The sequence below is a fragment of the Rhizobium laguerreae genome (assembly GCF_019778565.1).
Classification (GTDB): domain Bacteria; phylum Pseudomonadota; class Alphaproteobacteria; order Rhizobiales; family Rhizobiaceae; genus Rhizobium; species Rhizobium laguerreae.
In genome coordinates this window covers 160,885-179,414 of the sequence record NZ_JAAXQT010000006.1, presented here as the reverse complement: position 1 = coordinate 179,414, position 18,530 = coordinate 160,885, and the positions used below count along the sequence as shown (strand labels likewise).

Annotated in this window: 20 protein-coding genes; 11 read left to right on the top strand and 9 right to left on the bottom strand. The window is 61.7% G+C overall.

Features of this window, described 5'->3' with window-relative positions:
• The first annotated feature begins 131 nt into the window (after positions 1-131).
• From infC to pheT, 5 genes are all read left to right on the top strand, one after another.
• A complete protein-coding gene (gene infC, locus HFO71_RS19675) occupies positions 132-668 on the top strand; it encodes a translation initiation factor IF-3 (protein WP_072640862.1) in 537 nt (178 codons plus the stop codon).
• A 311-nt stretch (positions 669-979) separates the two neighbouring features.
• Positions 980-1,183, top strand: coding sequence for a 50S ribosomal protein L35 (gene rpmI, locus HFO71_RS19670; RefSeq protein ID WP_003544621.1), 204 nt, complete (start codon positions 980-982; stop codon positions 1,181-1,183).
• A gap of 38 nt (positions 1,184-1,221) precedes the next feature.
• A complete protein-coding gene (gene rplT, locus HFO71_RS19665) occupies positions 1,222-1,626 on the top strand; it encodes a 50S ribosomal protein L20 (protein WP_003544622.1) in 405 nt (134 codons plus the stop codon).
• A 149-nt stretch (positions 1,627-1,775) separates the two neighbouring features.
• Positions 1,776-2,858, top strand: a complete 1,083-nt coding sequence (gene pheS / locus HFO71_RS19660) for a phenylalanine--tRNA ligase subunit alpha (RefSeq protein ID WP_077977258.1) — start codon at positions 1,776-1,778, stop codon at positions 2,856-2,858.
• Positions 2,859-2,874: 16 nt separating this feature from the next.
• Positions 2,875-5,298: a phenylalanine--tRNA ligase subunit beta gene (gene pheT, locus HFO71_RS19655; RefSeq protein ID WP_221988328.1), complete on the top strand. Its 2,424-nt coding sequence runs from the start codon at positions 2,875-2,877 to the stop codon at positions 5,296-5,298.
• A gap of 54 nt (positions 5,299-5,352) precedes the next feature.
• Here the strand turns inward: pheT and HFO71_RS19650 are convergent, their stop codons facing one another.
• Both HFO71_RS19650 and HFO71_RS19645 read right to left on the bottom strand, forming a co-directional pair.
• Positions 5,353-5,712 carry a nuclear transport factor 2 family protein gene (locus HFO71_RS19650; RefSeq protein WP_017962862.1) on the bottom strand — a complete coding sequence of 120 codons (360 nt, stop codon included), beginning with the start codon at positions 5,710-5,712 and terminating at the stop codon, positions 5,353-5,355.
• Between the two features lie 107 nt (positions 5,713-5,819).
• The gene (locus HFO71_RS19645; protein ID WP_221988327.1) at positions 5,820-6,815 is read right to left on the bottom strand and encodes an aldo/keto reductase; all 996 of its coding nucleotides are present in this window, start codon (positions 6,813-6,815) and stop codon (positions 5,820-5,822) included.
• A gap of 127 nt (positions 6,816-6,942) precedes the next feature.
• On the opposite strand from HFO71_RS19645, the gene HFO71_RS19640 reads away from it, so the two are divergent.
• Positions 6,943-7,851 carry a LysR family transcriptional regulator gene (locus HFO71_RS19640; protein WP_221988325.1) on the top strand — a complete coding sequence of 303 codons (909 nt, stop codon included), beginning with the start codon at positions 6,943-6,945 and terminating at the stop codon, positions 7,849-7,851.
• 45 nt (positions 7,852-7,896) lie between these two features.
• Here HFO71_RS19640 and HFO71_RS19635 read toward each other — a convergent pair whose 3' ends face one another.
• Positions 7,897-8,394, bottom strand: coding sequence for a YciE/YciF ferroxidase family protein (locus tag HFO71_RS19635; RefSeq protein WP_131621138.1), 498 nt, complete (start codon positions 8,392-8,394; stop codon positions 7,897-7,899).
• A gap of 146 nt (positions 8,395-8,540) precedes the next feature.
• On the opposite strand from HFO71_RS19635, the gene HFO71_RS19630 reads away from it, so the two are divergent.
• Positions 8,541-9,158, top strand: a complete 618-nt coding sequence (locus HFO71_RS19630) for a hypothetical protein (RefSeq protein ID WP_221952973.1) — start codon at positions 8,541-8,543, stop codon at positions 9,156-9,158.
• Here HFO71_RS19630 and HFO71_RS19625 read toward each other — a convergent pair.
• Positions 9,148-9,591 (bottom strand): GNAT family N-acetyltransferase, encoded by a 444-nt coding sequence (locus HFO71_RS19625; RefSeq protein ID WP_221988323.1) that lies wholly within the window; start codon positions 9,589-9,591, stop codon positions 9,148-9,150. The genes HFO71_RS19630 and HFO71_RS19625 overlap by 11 nt on opposite strands.
• Positions 9,592-9,605: 14 nt before the next feature.
• Complete coding sequence (locus HFO71_RS19620) at positions 9,606-10,553, bottom strand: aldo/keto reductase (RefSeq protein WP_025396756.1); 948 nt, start codon at positions 10,551-10,553, stop codon at positions 9,606-9,608.
• A gap of 178 nt (positions 10,554-10,731) precedes the next feature.
• On the opposite strand from HFO71_RS19620, the gene HFO71_RS19615 reads away from it, so the two are divergent.
• Entirely contained in the window at positions 10,732-11,718 is a 987-nt protein-coding gene (locus tag HFO71_RS19615) for a Gfo/Idh/MocA family protein (protein WP_025396757.1), read from the top strand.
• 16 nt (positions 11,719-11,734) lie between these two features.
• Here HFO71_RS19615 and HFO71_RS19610 read toward each other — a convergent pair whose 3' ends face one another.
• Together HFO71_RS19610 and HFO71_RS19605 are read right to left on the bottom strand one after the other, a co-directional pair.
• Complete coding sequence (locus HFO71_RS19610) at positions 11,735-12,112, bottom strand: GtrA family protein (RefSeq protein ID WP_025396758.1); 378 nt, start codon at positions 12,110-12,112, stop codon at positions 11,735-11,737.
• Entirely contained in the window at positions 12,109-13,116 is a 1,008-nt protein-coding gene (locus HFO71_RS19605) for a glycosyltransferase (RefSeq protein WP_025396759.1), read from the bottom strand. The genes HFO71_RS19610 and HFO71_RS19605 overlap by 4 nt, the downstream gene beginning before the upstream one ends.
• Positions 13,117-13,275: 159 nt before the next feature.
• Here HFO71_RS19605 and HFO71_RS19600 point away from each other — a divergent pair, with 159 nt between their 5' ends.
• Entirely contained in the window at positions 13,276-15,144 is a 1,869-nt protein-coding gene (locus tag HFO71_RS19600) for a hypothetical protein (RefSeq protein WP_221988322.1), read from the top strand.
• Positions 15,145-15,211: 67 nt separating this feature from the next.
• Here the strand turns inward: HFO71_RS19600 and HFO71_RS19595 are convergent, their stop codons facing one another.
• Positions 15,212-15,457, bottom strand: a complete 246-nt coding sequence (locus HFO71_RS19595) for a hypothetical protein (protein ID WP_025396761.1) — start codon at positions 15,455-15,457, stop codon at positions 15,212-15,214.
• Between the two features lie 342 nt (positions 15,458-15,799).
• On the opposite strand from HFO71_RS19595, the gene xseA reads away from it, so the two are divergent.
• Together xseA and HFO71_RS19585 are read left to right on the top strand one after the other, a co-directional pair.
• The gene (gene xseA / locus HFO71_RS19590) at positions 15,800-17,380 is read left to right on the top strand and encodes an exodeoxyribonuclease VII large subunit (RefSeq protein WP_221988320.1); all 1,581 of its coding nucleotides are present in this window, start codon (positions 15,800-15,802) and stop codon (positions 17,378-17,380) included.
• 2 nt (positions 17,381-17,382) lie between these two features.
• The gene (locus HFO71_RS19585; protein ID WP_221988318.1) at positions 17,383-17,976 is read left to right on the top strand and encodes an NAD(P)H-dependent oxidoreductase; all 594 of its coding nucleotides are present in this window, start codon (positions 17,383-17,385) and stop codon (positions 17,974-17,976) included.
• Positions 17,977-17,979: 3 nt separating this feature from the next.
• On the opposite strand, the gene HFO71_RS19580 is transcribed toward HFO71_RS19585, so the two are convergent.
• The gene (locus HFO71_RS19580; protein WP_168337752.1) at positions 17,980-18,480 is read right to left on the bottom strand and encodes a MarR family winged helix-turn-helix transcriptional regulator; all 501 of its coding nucleotides are present in this window, start codon (positions 18,478-18,480) and stop codon (positions 17,980-17,982) included.
• Between the last annotated feature and the right edge of the window lie 50 nt (positions 18,481-18,530).

Below are 18,530 nucleotides of genomic sequence, written 5' to 3'. Positions count from 1 at the left end.
GCTGACAGCGGGTGATTTTTCCGCTAAAGGATGATATTGACTCCGTTGCAGCGATGACGCGACACGTTTGTGCCCCTGATCGGGAGCGCGAGGCTGCAACGTTCCGAAAACAACGCGAGGAGAATACGACCATTCGCAGACCTTTTAAAACCGATGCGCCCGTGAAGGACGGACCGCGCTCGAACCGTGAAATCCGCATTCCCAAAGTTCAGCTGATCGGAGCTGATGGACAGAATGTCGGCATCGTGCCCACCGACCAGGCTTTGAAAATGGCGGAAGAAGCCGGCCTCGATCTCGTCGAAATTTCCCCCAATGTCGAACCGCCGGTGTGCAAGATCCTCGATCTGGGCAAGCTGAAATATGCCAACCAGAAGAAGGCTGCCGAGGCGCGCAAGAAGCAGAAGATCGTCGAAGTCAAAGAAATCAAGATGCGCCCGAACATCGACACCCATGATTATGAGGTGAAGATGAAGGCGATGGGTCGCTTTTTCGACGAAGGCGACAAGGTCAAGGTGACGCTGAAGTTCCGCGGCCGTGAAATGGCCCACCAGGAACTCGGCATGAAGCTTCTGCAGCAGGTCAAGGCCGATACGATCGAGTTCGCCAAGGTCGAAGCCGAGCCCAAGCTCGAAGGCCGCCAGATGATGATGGTGCTGGCGCCGAAATAAGCGCCAGGCAGTTTTTCGCCCAGGGCCGTCCGCAAGGGCGGCTTTTGTGCTTTCTGCCACTGTATTTCGGGAGCAGCGAAGATTCCTCCGCCGCCCCGTTGCACTTTCATGACGCTGCGGTTATAAGCGCGCGTCCGAACTGACCGGCAGGGCATGCCGTGGCAGTTTCGAATGCTTGCGGAACGGTTCGTCGCCGATGCCGCAGATCAACAACAAACGCTCCCGCACCTTGTTGCGACGGCCGGAGAACCGGACTTCGCGAGAAGGGCTTTTTTGATGAAGCGCGCAGGGAGGACAGAAGGAGTAGCAAAATGCCCAAGATGAAGACGAAGTCCTCTGCCAAGAAGCGGTTCAAGATCACCGCAACCGGTAAGGTCAAAGCTGCCGCTGCCGGCAAGCGCCATGGCATGATCAAGCGTTCCAACAAGTTCATTCGCGATGCACGTGGCACCATGGTTCTCGCAGAACCGGATGGCCGCAAGGTTATCAAGAATTACCTGCCGAACGGTCTCTGAGACTCGTCCGCGAACGCTAGATTTAAGGAGATCATGATATGGCACGTGTAAAAAGAGGCGTCACCTCTCATGCCAAGCACAAGAAGGTTCTGAAGGCAGCAAAGGGCTTTTACGGCCGCCGTAAGAACACCATCCGTACCGCCAAGGCTGCTGTCGATCGTTCGAAGCAGTACGCCTACCGCGACCGCAAGGTCAACAAGCGCAACTTCCGTGCGCTTTGGATCCAGCGCATCAACGCCGCTGTGCGTGAATTCGGCCTGACCTACGGCCGCTTCATCGACGGCCTGAACAAGGCTGGCATCGAAGTCGACCGCAAGGTTCTCTCCGACATGGCGATCCACGAGCCGGAAGCATTCGGCGCGCTTGTCAGCGCTGCCAAGAAGGCTCTTGAATACCTCAAGGAAGCCGGCACGGCGAACGAGTTTGAAGGCGCGGTCAAGTAACCAGCGCTTCCCAAGCTTTTGAATTTATGATTTGGGAAACCCGCGCTGGTTTGGGCTAGCGCGGGTTTTTCTTTCTTTATATTCCTGGCGCCGGCCGGCGCCGCCTACCTCCCGATCGCCCGCCTGATACTGGACGGAAAGAAGTGACAATGTCAGATATCGACCAGCTCAACGCATCGCTGCTCGCCGAAATCGCCGCCGCCGATGACGAGACGGCGCTCGAAGCCGTGCGCGTTTCCGCCCTTGGCAAGAAGGGCTCCGTCTCCGAACTGTTGAAGACGCTCGGCGCCATGACGTCGGAAGAGCGCCAAAGCAAGGGTGCGGCGATCAACGTCCTGAAGAACGCGGTGACCGAGGCGCTCACCGCCCGCAAGACGACGCTCCGGCAAGCGGCGATCGATGCGCGGCTGAAGGCCGAGACGGTTGATGTCAGCCTGCCGGTGCGCTCTTCGCCGGCCGAGCGCGGCCGTATCCATCCGATCAGCCAGATCGTCGACGAGATCACTGCGATCTTCGCCGACATGGGCTTCTCGATCGCCGAAGGTCCCGACATCGAGACCGATTATTACAATTTCACCGCGCTGAATTTCCCCGAGGGCCATCCGGCCCGCGAGATGCACGACACCTTCTTCTTCAACCCGGATGAGAATGGTGAGCGCAAGGTGCTACGCACCCACACCTCGCCGGTGCAGGTGCGCACCATGGAGGCGCAGACGCCGCCGATCCGTATCATCATTCCCGGCAAGACCTACCGCCAGGACTCGGACGCTACGCATTCGCCGATGTTCCATCAGGTCGAGGGCCTGGTCGTCGACAAGAAGGCCAATGTCGCCAACCTCCGCTGGGTGCTGGAAGAATTCTGCAAGACCTTCTTCGAGGTCGACAGCGTGACGATGCGTTTCCGCCCGTCCTTCTTTCCCTTCACCGAGCCCTCCTTCGAGGTCGATATCCAGTGCGACCGCTCCGGCCCGATCGTCAAGTTCGGTGAAGGCACCGACTGGATGGAGATCCTCGGTTGCGGCATGGTTCACCCGAACGTGTTGCGTTACGGCGGGCTCGATCCGGACGAATATCAGGGTTTTGCCTGGGGCATGGGCCTCGACCGCATCGCCATGCTGAAATACGGCATGCCCGACCTGCGCGACTTCTTCAACGCCGACGTCCGCTGGATGACGCATTACGGCTTCCGCCCGCTCGACATGCCGACGCTGTTCGGCGGCCTCAGCGCTTGAACGGAGAATTGGGACGATGAAATTCACGCTCTCCTGGCTGAAAGAGCATCTGGAAACGGATGCCGGCCTCGATGAAATCTGCACGCGCCTCACCGAGATCGGGCTGGAGGTCGAGGATGTCGACGATAAGGCGGCATTCAAGCCCTTCGTTATCGCCAGGGTCGTCTCGGCCGAAAAACATCCGCAGGCGGATCGCCTGAAGGTGTTGATGGTCGACACCGGTTCCGGAGCACCGGTCCAGGTCGTCTGCGGCGCCCCGAATGCGCGCGCCGGCCTCGTCGGCGCCTTCGCGGCGCCCGGAACATATGTTCCCGGTATCGACGTGACGCTTGCCGTCGGCAATATCCGCGGTGTCGAAAGCCATGGCATGATGTGCTCCGAAAAGGAGCTGCAGATCTCCGACAGCCACGACGGCATCATCGATCTGCCCGAGGATGCGCCGGTCGGCCAGAGTTATGCCGCCTATGCTCATCTTGACGATCCTCTCATCGAGATCAACCTGACGCCCAATCGGCCGGACTGCACCTCGATCCACGGCATCGCCCGCGACCTCGCCGCCTCCGGCCTCGGCACGCTGAAGACGCGGCCCGCCCCGTCCTTCGCCGCCGAAGGCGAGACGCCGGTGAAGCTGACGCTCGGTCTCGACGATCCGAAGCTCTGCCCGGGCTTTGCGTTGCGCCTCGTGCGCGGCGTCAGGAACGGCCCGAGCCCGCGCTGGATGCAGCAGCGGCTGCTCGCCATCGGCCTGCGCCCGATCAATGCGCTCGTCGACATCACCAATTACATGACCTTCGATCAGGGCCGGCCGATGCACGTCTTCGACGCCGCCAAGGTCAAGGGCAACCTGACTGTGCGCCGCGCCAAGGAAGGCGAAACGGTGATGGCGCTCGATCAGCGCGAATATAAGCTCGGCCCGAACAACGTCGTCATCGCCGACGAGAATGGTATCGAATCGATCGGCGGCATTATGGGCGGCGAACATTCCGGCTGCGACGAGAACACCGTCGACGTGCTGATCGAATCCGCCCTCTGGGATCCGATGAACATCGCCAAGTCCGGCCGTGCGCTCGGCATCATCACCGATGCCCGCTACCGCTTCGAACGCGGCGTCGATCCGGAATATATGGTTCCGGGTCTTGAGCGCACGACGGAGCTGGTGCTGGAGCTTTGCGGTGGGACGGCTGCCAGGCCAGAGGTCGTCGGCTACAAGGGTTACGAACCGAAGATCGTCGATTTCCCCTATTCGGAAGTCAAGCGTCTGACCGGCCTCGACGTCTCGAATGAGGAAAGCGCCACGATTCTGACGCGCCTCGGCTTCACTGTCTCCGGTTCCGGCGAGCGCGTCTCCGTCTCTGTCCCCTCCTGGCGTCCCGATATCGACGGCAAGGCCGATCTCGTCGAGGAGGTCATGCGCATTCACGGCGTCGACAATATCAAGCCGGCGCCGCTTGAAAGCCATGCGGCCGTCAACGGCAAGATTCTGACGACGCTGCAGATCCGCAGCCGCCTCGCCAAGCGCGCGCTCGCCGCGCGCGGCATGCTCGAAGCCGTTACCTGGTCCTTCATTCCGGAAGACCAGGCAAAGCTCTTCGGCGGTGGCTCGCCCGCCCTCAAGCTCGCCAACCCGATCGCCGCCGAAATGTCGGATATGCGGCCGTCGCTGCTGCCTGGCCTACTGACCGCTGCCCAGCGCAATGCCGATAAGGGTTATGGCGACGTCGCGCTTTTCGAGGTCTCCGGCACTTATGAGAACGACAGACCGGACGGTCAGCGCCGCGTGGCCGGCGGCATCCGCCGCGGCACGGCCTCGCTTGCCGGCGCCGGTCGCGCCTGGTCGAACGCCGCCAAGGGCGGTGGCAAGCCGGTCGACGTCTTCGACGCCAAGGCCGATGCGCTCGCCGTCATCGAAGCTTGCGGCCTGCCGATGGGCAATATCCAGATCGAGCAGGGTGGACCGGAATGGTATCACCCCGGCCGCTCCGGCACGATCAAGATGGGACCGAAGGTCGTCCTCGGCTATTTCGGCGAATTCCATCCGCTGACGCTGGAATCGCTTGATGTCTCCGGCGCTCTATGCGGCTTCGAGGTCTATGTCGACGCCATGCCGGAGGCCAAGCGCAAGGCGACGCGCACTAAGCCGGCGCTTGAGCTGTCGCCCTTCCAGGTGGTGCGGCGCGACTTCGCCTTCGTCGTCGACAAGACGGTGGAAGCCGGCGCCATCGTCAAGGCCGCCTCCGGTGCCGACCGCAAGCTGGTCACCGGTGTCAATGTCTTCGATATCTTCGAGGGTGCATCGGTTGGCGACGGCAAGAAATCGGTGGCGATCGAGGTGCAGATCCAGCCGGTCGAGCGCACCCTGACGGACGAGGATTTCGAGGCGCTGACGCAGAAGATCGTCGCCAGTGTGATGAAATTCACCGGCGGTGTCCTCAGAAGCTGAGCTTCATCCAACGTCGCCAGATAATGGACCGGTCGCGAATGGTGGCCGGTCTTTTCACCGATGCAGGTGGAAGAGTTTGCTGACGATCGTCCAGCGGCCGTCGATCTTCAGCAGCGAGAGATAATCGGTAAAACGCATGCCGGCGAAATCGTCGGTGACCTTGACGCTTGCCGCTTCGCCCTCGACATCGACACTCTGGATGTCCATGTAGGGCTGCGTGCCGGGCGGGGCCGGCTCCTCCTGCAGGATCGCGGCGATGAATTCGTCCCGCGTCAGCCATTCGACCGCATTTTCGTAATGGCCGATGATCGAGCTTTTCGGATGAAAGGCCTTTTTCAAGGCTGCCTCATTGGCGAAGGCCATGCCTTCGACATAAAGATGAACCGTCTGTTCGACTGCCTGCCTGTCCGACATATTGTCATCCCGTTCTCAGAGATGGCGTTAAATAGTTTCGCCAGCCCCGAAGGCAAGCCCGGCCGGTGGTGACCGACCGGGCTTTCGCTCTTTGTTTCGGTAGGGGGTCAGATGTTCGTCATGGCAAGCGAGGCGTCCGAATAGCGCTTGCCGGCCACCTGTCCGGCGGGGATCGCTTCGCTGAGCTGCTCGAGGTTCGCCGGACTCAGCACGATATCGGCGGCGGCCACATTCTGTTCGAGATGATGAAGCTTGCGGGCGCCGGGGATCGGCACGATGTCGTCGCCCTGGCTCAATACCCAGGCGAGCGCGAGCTGCGCCGCCGTTACGCCCTTCTCGGCAGCAAGCCGCTCGAGCGTTGAGACGAGGGCGGCATTGGCGTCGAAATTTCCCCCCTGGAACCGCGGCACCTGACGGCGGAAATCGTCGGCAGCGAGATCCTCCACTTTGCGGATCGACCCGGTGAGGAAGCCGCGGCCGAGCGGGCTGTAGGGCACGAAGCCGATGCCGAGTTCGCGGCAGGTGGCAAGCACCTCCTCTTCGGGATCGCGCGTCCAGAGCGAATATTCGCTCTGCAGGGCTGCGATCGGATGGACTGCATGGGCGCGGCGAATGGTGGCGCTGCCGGCTTCCGAAAGCCCGAGCGCCCGGACTTTGCCTTCCTTCACCAGTTCCGCCATGGCGCCGACGGTCTCTTCGATCGGCACGTTGGGATCGACCCGGTGCTGGTAGAAGAGGTCGATGGTCTCGATGCCGAGGCGTTTCAGCGAGGCCTCGGCCACGACTCGCACATGTTCGGGGCGGCTGTCGACGCCGGCGATGGCGGCAGCGCCCGGCTTGCTGGCATCGATCTTGAAGCCGAATTTGGTGGCGATTACCACGCGGTCGCGGAACGGCTTCAGCGCTTTGCCGAGAAGAACCTCGTTGGTAAAGGGACCATAGACTTCGGCGGTGTCGAAGAAGGTGACGCCGAGATCGATGGCGCGATGCAGTGTCCTGATCGATTCCGCATCGTCGCTGGCGCCATAGGCAAAGCTCATGCCCATGCAGCCGAGACCGACGGCAGAGACGGTCAGATCGTTTCCGAGTTTCCGGGTTTTCATGATGTGCTCCTCTGAGCTGATTTTGAGCCGCTTGATCGGTTGTTGCGGTTACGGGCAGACTTTATCGCTGCGCTATCCTTCAGAAAATACATGCGGTTTCTAACGGGTTGTTCTATCATTTCGATCAATGAACAGAACCCAGCTTTCGCAACTCGCCGTTCTCGCCGCAGTCTCGGAGCATCGCAGCTTCCGGGCGGCGGCGAAGGAACTCCTCGTCGCGCCCTCGGCCATCAGCCATGCGATATCGAGCCTCGAGGAAAGTCTGGGGGTGCGGCTTCTGGCGCGCACCACCCGCAGCGTCGCGCCGACGGAAGAGGGCCGCCTGCTGCTTGAAAGACTTCGTCCCGCACTCGAGGAGATCGATATCGCCTTGGAGGCCGTCCGCGATACGCGCGCCAGGCCGGCGGGAAACCTGCGCATCACCGCGCCGCGCTTCGCCTCCGATCTGCTGCTTGCTCCGCGGCTCGGCGACTTTCTCAACCTCTATCCCGATATCACCCTGGAGATCGCCAATGAGGATGGGTTCACCGATATCGTCAAGGAGGGTTTCGATGCCGGCATACGGCTGGAAGAGAGCCTCGAGGCCGATATGATCGCCGTCAAGGTCTCGCCCAATCTGACGACGGTGATCGCCGCTTCGCCCAATTATTTCGAGCATCATCCGAAGCCGGAGCATCCGCGCGATCTCGTCCATCACCGTTGCATCAAGCGGCGCTTCACCAATGGCTCGATCTATCGCTGGGAATTCGAAAAGGACGGGCAGGAGCTTGTCGTTTCGGTCGATGGGCCGCTGATCGTCAGCGAGGACCGGCTGGCCCTGCTTGCGGCGCTGAACGGCGCCGGACTTGCCTATCTTTTCGACATGCGGGTCGATGACGAACTGGCGAGCGGCAAGCTTGTGCGGGTATTGGAGGATTGGTGCGCTCCCTATGCCGGACCGTTTCTCTCTTATCCCACCCGGCGGCAGATGCGGCCGGCGCTACGCGCCTTCATCGATTTCTTCAGATACAGCGAAAAGGATACGGGCGGCCGGTAAGGAATGGAAACCGGGCCGCCCGTTCTCGTTAGGGCGCCTTATGCATCAGGCAGCCTTTGCCTTCTGGTTTGCCGCCGTAGTGGCGAGCTGAGAGAGGGTCTTGTCGGTCGCCGTTTCCTCCTGCAGCGTCTGGTCGAGCAGGCTGACGGCATCCTTGAGGCCGAGGGTCGCGGCCCAGGTCTTCAGCGTGCCGTAACGGGCGATTTCATAATGCTCGACGGATTGGGCGGCCGAAATCAGGCCGGCATCGAGAGCCGCCGTGCCCTTGAATTCCTCCATGATTTCCTCGCCCTCGGCGATAATGCCCTGGATCGCCTCGCAAGTCTTGCCCTGGGCGCGTTTGCCGATCAGCTCGAAAACCTGCTGCAGGCGCTCGACATGTCCTTCGGTCTGCTCGCGGTGCTTTTCAAGGCCCGCCTTCAAATCGGGGGATTGGGCAGCACGCGCCATCTTCGGCAGGGCGCGCAAAATCTGCCGTTCGGCGAAGTAGATGTCCTTCAGCGTGTCGTAGAAGAGATCTTCCAACGTCTTTTCCTTGGCCATTTTCTCAATCCTTGTTCTGGGAAAAACCGCGAATGCGGCGACACATTAAGAAGCGAGGATCGCGCCAATTGTTCCCGATCGATTTCGGGTGGACTGAAAATTGGTGCGGGGCGATGATTCTTACCGTCGACATGGGAGGTAAAGTCATGCGAAAGCCGGGTTCGATGAAAGGTCTGGAGGATCTCGGCCGCGTGCGGCTGTCGCAAAACTTCTTCCTCCGCGATTTCCTGCATTCCGAAATCGCCGATTTCCATCGCATCCCCAATATCCCCGAAGATCCCGATCTAGCGATCGAGGCGGGCAAGAGGCTTTGCGAGGAATTGCTGGAGCCACTGGAAGCGACGTTCGGGCGCCTGCACATCCGTTCCGGTTATCGTTCGCCCACGGTCAACAGGTTCGGCAACGAGAACAAGCTGAACTGTTCGACCAATGCCGCCACATCAGCGCATCACATCTGGGATATGAGGGATTTTGACGGCTGCATGGGTGCTGCCGTCTGCATCGCCGTGCCATGGATGATCGACCACTACCACGATGAAAGCGACTGGCAGCGGCTCGCCTGGTGGATTCACGACCACCTGCCTTATGCCTCGCTCTGCTTTTTCCCCAAGCTCTGGGCCTTCAATATTCAGTGGCACGAACGGCCGAAGCGGGTGATCCAGAGCTATATCAGCCCGCGCGGCATACTCACCAAACCGGGTATGGCCAATTGGAAAGGCGATCATTCCGAATGGTATGGGAATTTTCCATCGCTCAAAAGGTGATCCTATAGCGGATATGGCCGTCGCTCTCGACATAGCTGTCATAGAGCGCTCGCGCGGTTCTGTTCTGCTCGCTCGTATGCCAGTAGAGCCGCGACCAGCCCTTGGCTCTGCAGGTCGAAACGAGATCGTCCATCAGCGCCCGCCCGACGCCTTTGCCACGCGCATCGGCATTGACGAACAGGTCTTCGAGATAGCAGTCCCTGCCGTGGATCCACGTGCCCTCATGGGTGAGATAGAGCGCAAATCCCATGATCCTGCCGTCGACGTCGGCGACACGCATCGCGATTGCCGACTCCGGATCGAAGACCCGGCGCCATGTGGAATCCGTGATATCGGCATCGACCGTGACGTCATAAAAGGCGAGATAGGCCGCCCACAGTTCGCGCCAGCGGGCTTCGTCCTCGGGGCGGGCATCACGTATCGTCACGGTCATGGCGTCTCTTTCTTTCAGGCGCCGGCTTCGTCGAGCAGCGCCATCGCCTCATCGGAAAGCGCCAGTGTCGCCGATTTCGCCAGGCTTTCAAGCTGCGAAAGACTGGTCGCGCTGGCGATCGGCGCCGTCACGCCCTTCTTGCGCAGCAGCCAGGCGAGCGAAATTTCTGCCGGCGCTGCACCGGTCTCGCTTGAAACCGTGTCGAGCGCGGCCAGGATGCGCAGGCCTTTGTCGTCGAGATATTGCGAAACTCGGCCCTCGCGTGCGCGGCCCTGCGTATCGGACTTGCTGCGGTATTTGCCGGTGAGGAAGCCGGCGGCGAGGCTGAAATAGGTGATGACGCCGATGTCTTCCTTGACGCAGAGATCGGCAAGCGGCCCCTCGAAGCTTGCGCGCTCATAGAGATTATATTCCGGCTGCAGCACATCGTACCGCGGCAGGCCGGCCTTCTCGGCAGCGGCGAAGGAAGCCTGAAGCAGTGTCGCATCATAGTTTGAGCAGCCGATGGCGCGGATCTTGCCCTGCTGCTTCAGCTTGGCATAGGCGCCGAGCGTTTCCTCGTGCGGCGTATCTTCATCCGGCCAGTGCGAGAGATAGAGGTCGATATAGTCGGTCTGCAGCCGGCTGAGCGAATCCTCGACCGCCTTCAGGATATAGGTCTCCTTCAGCGTCTTTCCCTGCCCCATGTCGGAGCCGACCTTGGTGACGATAACGGCCTTGTCGCGGGAGACCTTGGCTTGGCTCAGCCAGCGCCCGATAATCTCCTCGGAATCGCCGCCCTTGTTGCCCGGAACCCACGAGGAATAGACATCGGCCGTATCGATCGTATTCAGGCCCGCGTCGAAGAAGGCGTCGAGAATGGCGAAGGATGTTTTTTCGTCGGCTGTCCAGCCGAAGACATTGCCACCGATAACGATCGGCGCGACCGAAAGACCTGTTTTTCCAAGCCGGCGCATTTCCATGACGCTCTCCAGAAGTGTGAAGGAATTGAAATCGCGGATACGGCAGAACGCCGCCCTGACCAACTTAGTGCGATCCGCGCATCCGGGAAGGCAAACTTCCGTGATTTCGGGCCGCGCCATTGCGCCGCAGCTAAGGCCTGAATATGGTTTGCGGAAATCAGTTCGGGAGACTTGGATCATGCTGCGTTTCGGTATCATTTCAACGGCGAAGATCGGCCGCGACAATGTCGTTCCGGCGATCCAGGATGCGGAGAATTGCGTCGTCACGGCGGTTGCCAGCCGCGATCTGGCGCGCGCAAGGGAGATGGCCGACCGCTTCTCGGTGCCGCATGCCTTCGGCTCCTACGAGGAGATGCTGGCCTCCGACCTCATCGACGCCGTCTACATCCCGCTGCCGACCTCGCAGCATATCGAATGGTCGATCAAATCAGCCGATGCCGGCAAACACGTGCTCTGTGAAAAGCCGCTGGCGTTGAAATCAGGCGATATCGACGATCTGATCGCCGCCCGCGACCGCAACCGGGTGGTGGTCACCGAAGCCTATATGATCACCTATTCCCCGGTCTGGCAGAAGGTGCGCTCGTTGATCGAGCAGGGCGCGATCGGGTCGCTCCGGCATGTGCAGGGCGCCTTCACGTATTTCAACCGCGACCCTGCCAACATGCGCAACGTCCCCGAGCTCGGCGGCGGCGGCCTTCCCGATATCGGCGTCTATCCCGTCATGGGCACGCGTTTTTCCACCGGCAAGGAGCCGCTCTGGATCCAGGCGATCACCGAGCGCGATCCGGATTTCGGCACGGATATCTATTCGAGCGTCAAGGCCGATTTCGGCGATTTCGAGCTGAGCTTCTATATCTCGACGCAGATGGCCAACCGCCAGGTCATGGTCTTCCACGGCACCGAAGGGTACATTGAGGTCAAGTCGCCGTTCAATGCTAATCGCTGGGGCTCGGAAGAAATCGAGCTTGCCGACCGCAGCCACTCTGAATCGCGCATCTTCCGCTTCCAGGACAGCCGCCAGTACAAGCGGCAGGTCGAGGCCTTCGCCCGGGCGGTGACGAACGGCAAGGAAGAGATCGTCACCCTCGAAAATTCGAAGCTGAACCAGAAGGTGATCGACGCGATCTACCGGGCCAGCGAGAAGGATGGCTGGGAAGCGGTCTGACCAGGAAATACTCTAACTATTCCGCCCGGAAGACGAAGCGCGAATAGCCGAAGAAGCTGAAGATCATCGAGGCGACGCTGGCGATCACCATGGCTGCCAGCGGCTGAAGCGCCGGCAACGACAGCAGAAGCGCGGAATAGAGCCCGTAATTGACCAGCGCTGCCGTCACCCCGACCGAGCCATAACGGAAGCCTTCGGCGGCAAGCGAACGGCCGGAGCGATCGAAGGTGAAGCTCCGGTTGAAAGCCCAGGTTGCGGCCATGGCGAAGGCGATCGCCACGAGCCGCGCCAGAAACGGCCCGAGCGGCGTCAATGCGAGCAGCGCCGACAGGATGCCGGCATCGACGAGAAAGCCGATGCCGCCGGCAATGGTGAAGCGGACAAGCTTCCTCATGCCGCATCCGCCTTGCCGGGACGCGCGCGAGAGACCGGCCCCGCGTCGCTGAGCGGTGCCTTCAACGCGCTCGGCCTTTCCAGGCTCATATAGTGAATACGAAGCTGTTCGGCGCGGGCACGCGCGACGGAATCCAGGATGACGCCAGCGGTGAACAGCATGAAGGAGATCATCATCAGCGCCGTTGACAGCACCCAGGTCGGCATACGGCTGACGAGACCCGTCTCGAAATATTCCGCCAGCACCGGCGCCATGAAGCCGAGGCTCGTCAGCATGAAGGTGGCGCTGATCGCGCTGAAAAAGGCGAAGGGCCGGGTTTCCTTCATCAGCATCGCGAACATCCAGAGGATCCTGGCGCCGTCGCGGAACGTCGAAAGCTTGGAGTGCGAGCCTTCCGGCCGGCGGCCGTAGTCGAGCTCCAGCTCGCTGACCGGCAGCTTCAGCCGCGAGGCATGCACGGACATCTCGGTTTCGATCTCGAAGCCGCCTGATACCGCCGGGAAGCTCTTGACGAAGCGGCGCGAAAACGCGCGGTAGCCGGAAAAGATATCGGTGAAGTCGGGGCCGAAGATCATCCGGTAGAGCAGGTTGAAAAGCCGGTTGCCGAGCGCATGGCCCTGACGGCCGGCATCGGCGTGCACGCCGCGCCTGGTGCCGACCACCATGTCGGCACGCTCGGTGAGCAGCGTGCGCACCAGTTCCTCGGCATCCTCAGGTGCATAGGTGCCGTCGCCGTCGGCGATGATGTAGATGTCGGCGTCGATATCGGCAAACATGCGGCGCACGACATGGCCCTTGCCCTGACGCCGCTCGCGCACGACATGCGCGCCGGCAAGCATCGCCTGCAGCGCGGTGCCGTCGGTGGAATTGTTGTCGTAGACGTGGATCGCAGCATCGGGCAGCGTCGCCCGGAAACCCTGCACGACAGCGCCGATCGTCGCGGCTTCATTATAGCAGGGGAGTAGGACGGCAATATTCAGATTATCGGTACGCGATCGGGCCATGACTCTACTCGTTACACTGAAAGCCGCGCTCAGCCTAAAGCATGCGCCGTTAATAAGACCCTATGACGCGGGCAATATCGGCAGCTGCCACAAACGGCTTTACACTTTCTTGATCGGCGGCGGCTAAAGTTCGGGTATCGAAACGAACCGCTAACCACAATGAACGCTGTGCTGCCGATCCCTCATGCATCCTCCGCGATCGACGCTCCCAGGGGCGGGCTGCCCGCTCCCAGGGGCGGGCTGCGCGAGCTGCTGACGCGTCTCTGGCCAAGCGTCATCGCCTATTGCGTCATCCTTGCTGCCGCCATCCTCATCACCAAGGTTTCCGGCGCCACCGATTACGTCGGCCCCGACAATGATGACGGAATGCGTCTCGTAGAGGTTCGCGATTTTCTGGCTGGGCAGGGTTGGTTCGATCTGATGCAATATCGTCTCGGCCTCGACGGCGGCACGCTGATGCATTGGTCGCGGCTGATCGATATGCCGATCGCCTCGCTAATCTGGTTCTTCGGCCTGTTTGCGCCCCGCGAGACGGCCGAAGCGCTGGCGCTCGCCGCCTGGCCGGTATCGCTCATCCTGCCCGCCATGCTCGCCATGGCGGTCGCCGGCCGGCGCATCGGCGGGGTTGCCGCCATGCATATCAGTCTCGGCTTGACCGGTCTTGCGATCTACACCGGAAATCGTTTCGCGCCGGGCGCCATCGATCATCACAATGCGCAGCTGGCGCTGGTCGCGACGATGGTCGCGATGCTGCTGGATCCAGAACACCGCGCCTGGAGCTATGCGGTCGCCGGCATCGCGGCGGCGGTCGCCATTGCCATCGGCGCCGAGACGACGCCCTTTGTCGCTACCGTCTGCCTGATCGTCGCCCTGCTCTGGGCATGGGAGGGCGAAAATTTCGCCGTCGCCGCGAGGGCCTTCGGGCTGGCGCTGGCGATTGCGATCAGCATCCTTTTCTTCGCAACGGTGCCGCCCCGGCTTTATTCGACGGTCACCTGCGACAATCTCTCGCTCGGTTATTACAGCCTGGCGGCGATCGGCGGCGGGTTGCTGTTGTTTTCGGCGGTCTTTGCCAGCCGTTTGCGCCGGCCCCTGCGCTTTGCCGCACTCGCCGTCGTCGGCGCCGGCGTTCTCGGTTCGGTGGTCGTCATCGCACCGCAATGCCTGAGCGATCCGCTGGCCGGTCTCGACCCGATGCTGGTCGAGCTCTGGCTCAGAAATGTTTCGGAAGCGCAGTCGATTTTCGCTCTCGCACGCACCGATCCCTTCTCGATCGGTGCCTTCTATGCGGCCGGCCTGTTCGGCATCGCCGTCTGCATATTCCGCGTCATCAAGCGTGACCGCGTGCAAATCCACCTGGTCCTGCTCTTCCTGCTGATGACGAGTTGGACAATCGCGCTGGTCCAGGTGCGCGGTTCCACCTTCTCGAACCTGATCTCCATCCTGCCGCTTGCCCTGTTGATTATAGATGTCCGCCGCATCTCCAATGGCGACAGCGAGAATGTCGCAGCCGCCTTCGTCTATATCGTCACCGTGCTCGCCAGTGCTCCGGCCGCCTGGGCCGTCGGCGGTGGATTTGTCTCGCTGCAGATGCAGAATGCTGTACAGAAAAAGGCGGCAGAGCCGGCAAAGAAGATTTCCTGCACATCGCAAGCGGCGCTGGCGCCGCTCGCCGGGCTACCGGCCGGACTGGTCTCGGCGCCGTCGGAAATGGGCGTGCCCATCCTCCGCTTCACCGCGAACCGGGTTCTCTCCGCGCCCTATCATCGCAATCAGGGCGGCATGCTGACGGAGCTGCATATCGGCATGGCCGAGCCGCGGGAGGCGGACGCTTTCCTGAAGGGGACCGGCGTGACGGTGCTTGCCTTCTGCCCCGGCGACCTGCAGACCCGCGAGATCGCCAAACTGAAGCCGGATGGGCTCTATGCTGAGCTCGGCAAGGGCAATATCCCGCCCTATCTGGAACCGCTTCCGAAGGCGGCGGAGGCGGGCGTTCAGTTCTATCGCTATCGGCCGACGACGAATTGACGCCGGCGATCTTCAGGATGGGATAAGCAAGCGCGGGAAGCCGATCTGAAAGGCCGCGACGCACTTGTCAGTTTGAAACGCGCATGGCGCGACGAAGGCGCTGACTGGCGTAGAGCCCGAGCACGAAGAGCATGAGGCCGCCATTATAGCCGAGCACGGCATAGACGAATGCGAGAATAGACACCGGCCCGGGCGAGGTTATCGCTGCCAACACAAATGTCATTCCGATCAGCGCGGCGACCAGCGCGATCACGCCAGCCGAACGCGTTTGCCCGGCGCTGACGCCCAATGCTGCTGCTGTGAGAATAATCATTTCAGCACCTTCCCAGAGAGAACGAGGGGAAGCATAGGAAGCGCCAGCTAACAAAGTTTTACCGACGATCTTCGCCGAAAAGCCTTTGTATTGCGGTGGTTAGCAATCCCTTTCGGGTAAAACGCGCATTCTAACTATCCGTTCCGCAGCAAAACATATTTACACGATTTTGTTGTTTGTTTGCCCGGCTGCAACGAGTGCATGTGCAGCATTCCAGGGGATGAGCGCGCTCGAAGCAATGGCGACGAACCCCGCGCGCGACCTATCTCAATGGCCGGGAAAACCGATCCTAATGCCAGTGCCGATCTTTCCGTTTGCCGCCGTTAGACATAGAAAGAGGGGATGAGCAACGTCTTCGACGGCGATTCGCCGACCAACCTTGCCGAATATTCGGTTTCGGAACTTTCCGGCTCGATCAAGCGCACGGTCGAAACCGCCTTCGACCAGGTTCGCGTGCGCGGCGAGATTTCCGGCTATCGCGGGCCGCATTCCTCGGGCCATGCCTATTTCGCGCTGAAGGATGATCGCGCCCGCATCGACGCCGTCATCTGGAAGGCCACCTTCTCGCGGCTGAAGTTCCGCCCGGAAGAGGGCATGGAAGTCATTGCCACCGGCAAGGTCACCACCTTTCCGGGCTCCTCGAAATATCAGATCGTCATCGAGACGCTGGAGCCCGCCGGCGCCGGCGCGCTGATGGCGCTGATCGAGGAGCGCAAGCGCAAGCTCGGCGCCGAGGGCCTGTTCGATGCCGCCCGCAAGAAGCGGCTGCCCTTCATGCCGAGCGTCATCGGCGTCGTCACCTCGCCGACCGGCGCCGTCATCCGCGATATCCTTCACCGCATCTCCGATCGTTTTTCCGTGCATGTCCTCGTCTGGCCGGTGAAGGTCCAGGGCGAGGGCTCCGGCGAGGAGGTGGCGAACGCCATCCGCGGCTTCAACGCGCTGCAACCTTCAGGCGCCATCCCGCGCCCGGATGTGCTGATCGTCGCACGTGGCGGCGGCAGCCTGGAAGACCTCTGGAGCTTCAACGACGAAATCGTCGTGCGTGCTGCGGCCGAAAGCGCAATACCGCTGATCTCGGCCGTCGGCCATGAGACCGACTGGACGCTGATCGACTATGCCGCCGATGTCCGTGCGCCGACGCCGACGGGGGCCGCGGAAATGGCGGTGCCGGTCAAGGCGGAACTCGAGGCGCAGGCCGCCGCTCTTGCGGCGCGCCTGCAGGGCTGCATGAACCGGCAGATGGATCAGCGCCGCCAGTCGGTGCGTGCCCTGATGCGGGCATTGCCGTCGCTCGATCAGCTTCTCGCCTTGCCGCGCCGCCGTTTCGACGAGGCGGCAATCGGCCTCGGCCGCGGACTGGAGCTCAACACCATCAACAAGCGTCGCGGCTTCGAGCGTGTCGCCGCGCATCTGCGTCCTGATGTGCTGTCCAATCGCATCGCCGAGCGCCGCCAGACGCTGAACGAGCGCATGGCCCGGGCCGAGCGCATGGTCGAACGGCTGATCGACCGCTCGAAATCACGCGTCGACCGCGCCGAAGCCATCCTCGCCTCGCTGCCAGCCCGGCTGAAGACCCAGACCGACCGCGGTCGCGAACGCATCGGCAATCTTTCGCGCCATGCCGATACGGCGGTCCGCCACCAGCTGACCCGCGCGCGCGCCGAGCTTTCCGCGCAGGACCGCGTGCTCCAGTCGCTCTCCTATAAGAATGTGCTGAAGCGCGGTTACGCCGTCATTCGCGATGAGGATAACAGGCCGGTCTCGCAGGCTGCTCACCTCTCCGCCGGCATGGGCATCGCCATCGAATTTGCCGACGGCCGTGTCGGCGCGATGACCACGGAAGGTGGCACACCGCCGGCCGGTGCCAAGAAGCGCAGCGCAAAACCCGCCGAACCGCCGAAGCAGGGAAGCCTGTTCTGACGATGCGAATCCTGCTGGTGCTTGCCCATCCGTTGGAGGACAGTTTCGCCGCCGCCGTGGCAAGGACTGCGCGTGAGGCGCTGGAAGCAGCAGGCCATACGGTCGACCTGCTTGATCTCTATGCCGAAAATTTCGATCCACGCCTTTCGAAGGCCGAGCGCAGCGGTTATTTCGATCAGCCCTACGATACCTCAGCCGTTGCCGATATCGTCGCCCGCCTGAAGGCTGCCGAAGGCCTGATCTTCGTCTTTCCGCAATGGTGGTTCAATTTCCCCGCCATCCTGAAGGGTTTCTTCGACCGTGTTTTCGCTCCCGGCGTTGCATTCAGCCATGACGCCGCCGGCGGCCGTATCGTGCCGCAGCTGACCAATATCAGGCTGCTCCATGCGCTGACGACGACAGGTTCGCCCTGGTGGCTGGTGCGTCTCTATATGGGCGATCCGGTGCGCCGGCTGTTGAAGCGTGGCATCGCCGCCTTCTGCTCGAAGGGACTGAACTTCCGCATGCTCAGCCTGCACGACATGGACCGGGCCACCGATGCCAAGCGCAGGGCGCGTCTCGATCGCGTGCGCAAGCTGCTATCGGCAATTCGATAGGCGCTATTCGAAGTCCGCAAGAAACTTGCGCAGCAGCCTGTCGAGTTCCGCCTTGTCGGCCGAGCTCAGATTTTTCGACAACCGGTGCTGATTGGCGACATGCGCATCGACGGCGGTCTCCACCGTCGCAAGCCCTTTTTCTGTCAGCGCGATGAGCACGCTCCTGCGATCCTCCGGATTGAGGATACGCTCGACGTAACCTGCCTTCTCCAACTGGTCGATGCGGTTCGTCATCGTGCCGGAGCTGACCATAGTCATCTCCAGAAGCTCCCCCGGCGAAAGCCGGTGGGGCGCCCCGGCGCGGCGCAGCGTCGCCAACACGTCGAAGGCGGAGGACGAAAGCCCCTGCTGCATGAGCACGGCCTCCACTTCGCGACCGAGATGGGTACTCAAGCGTTTCAGACGTCCGAGGATGCCCATCGGTTCGACGTCGAGGTCCGGCCTCTCCCGTCGCCATTGCGCCAGGATCTTGTCGACATGGTCCATCTTGCCGTCTTCGCTCATGCTCCATCGATACCATTCATTATCTTGACGTCAAGATAAGAAGGTGTAGG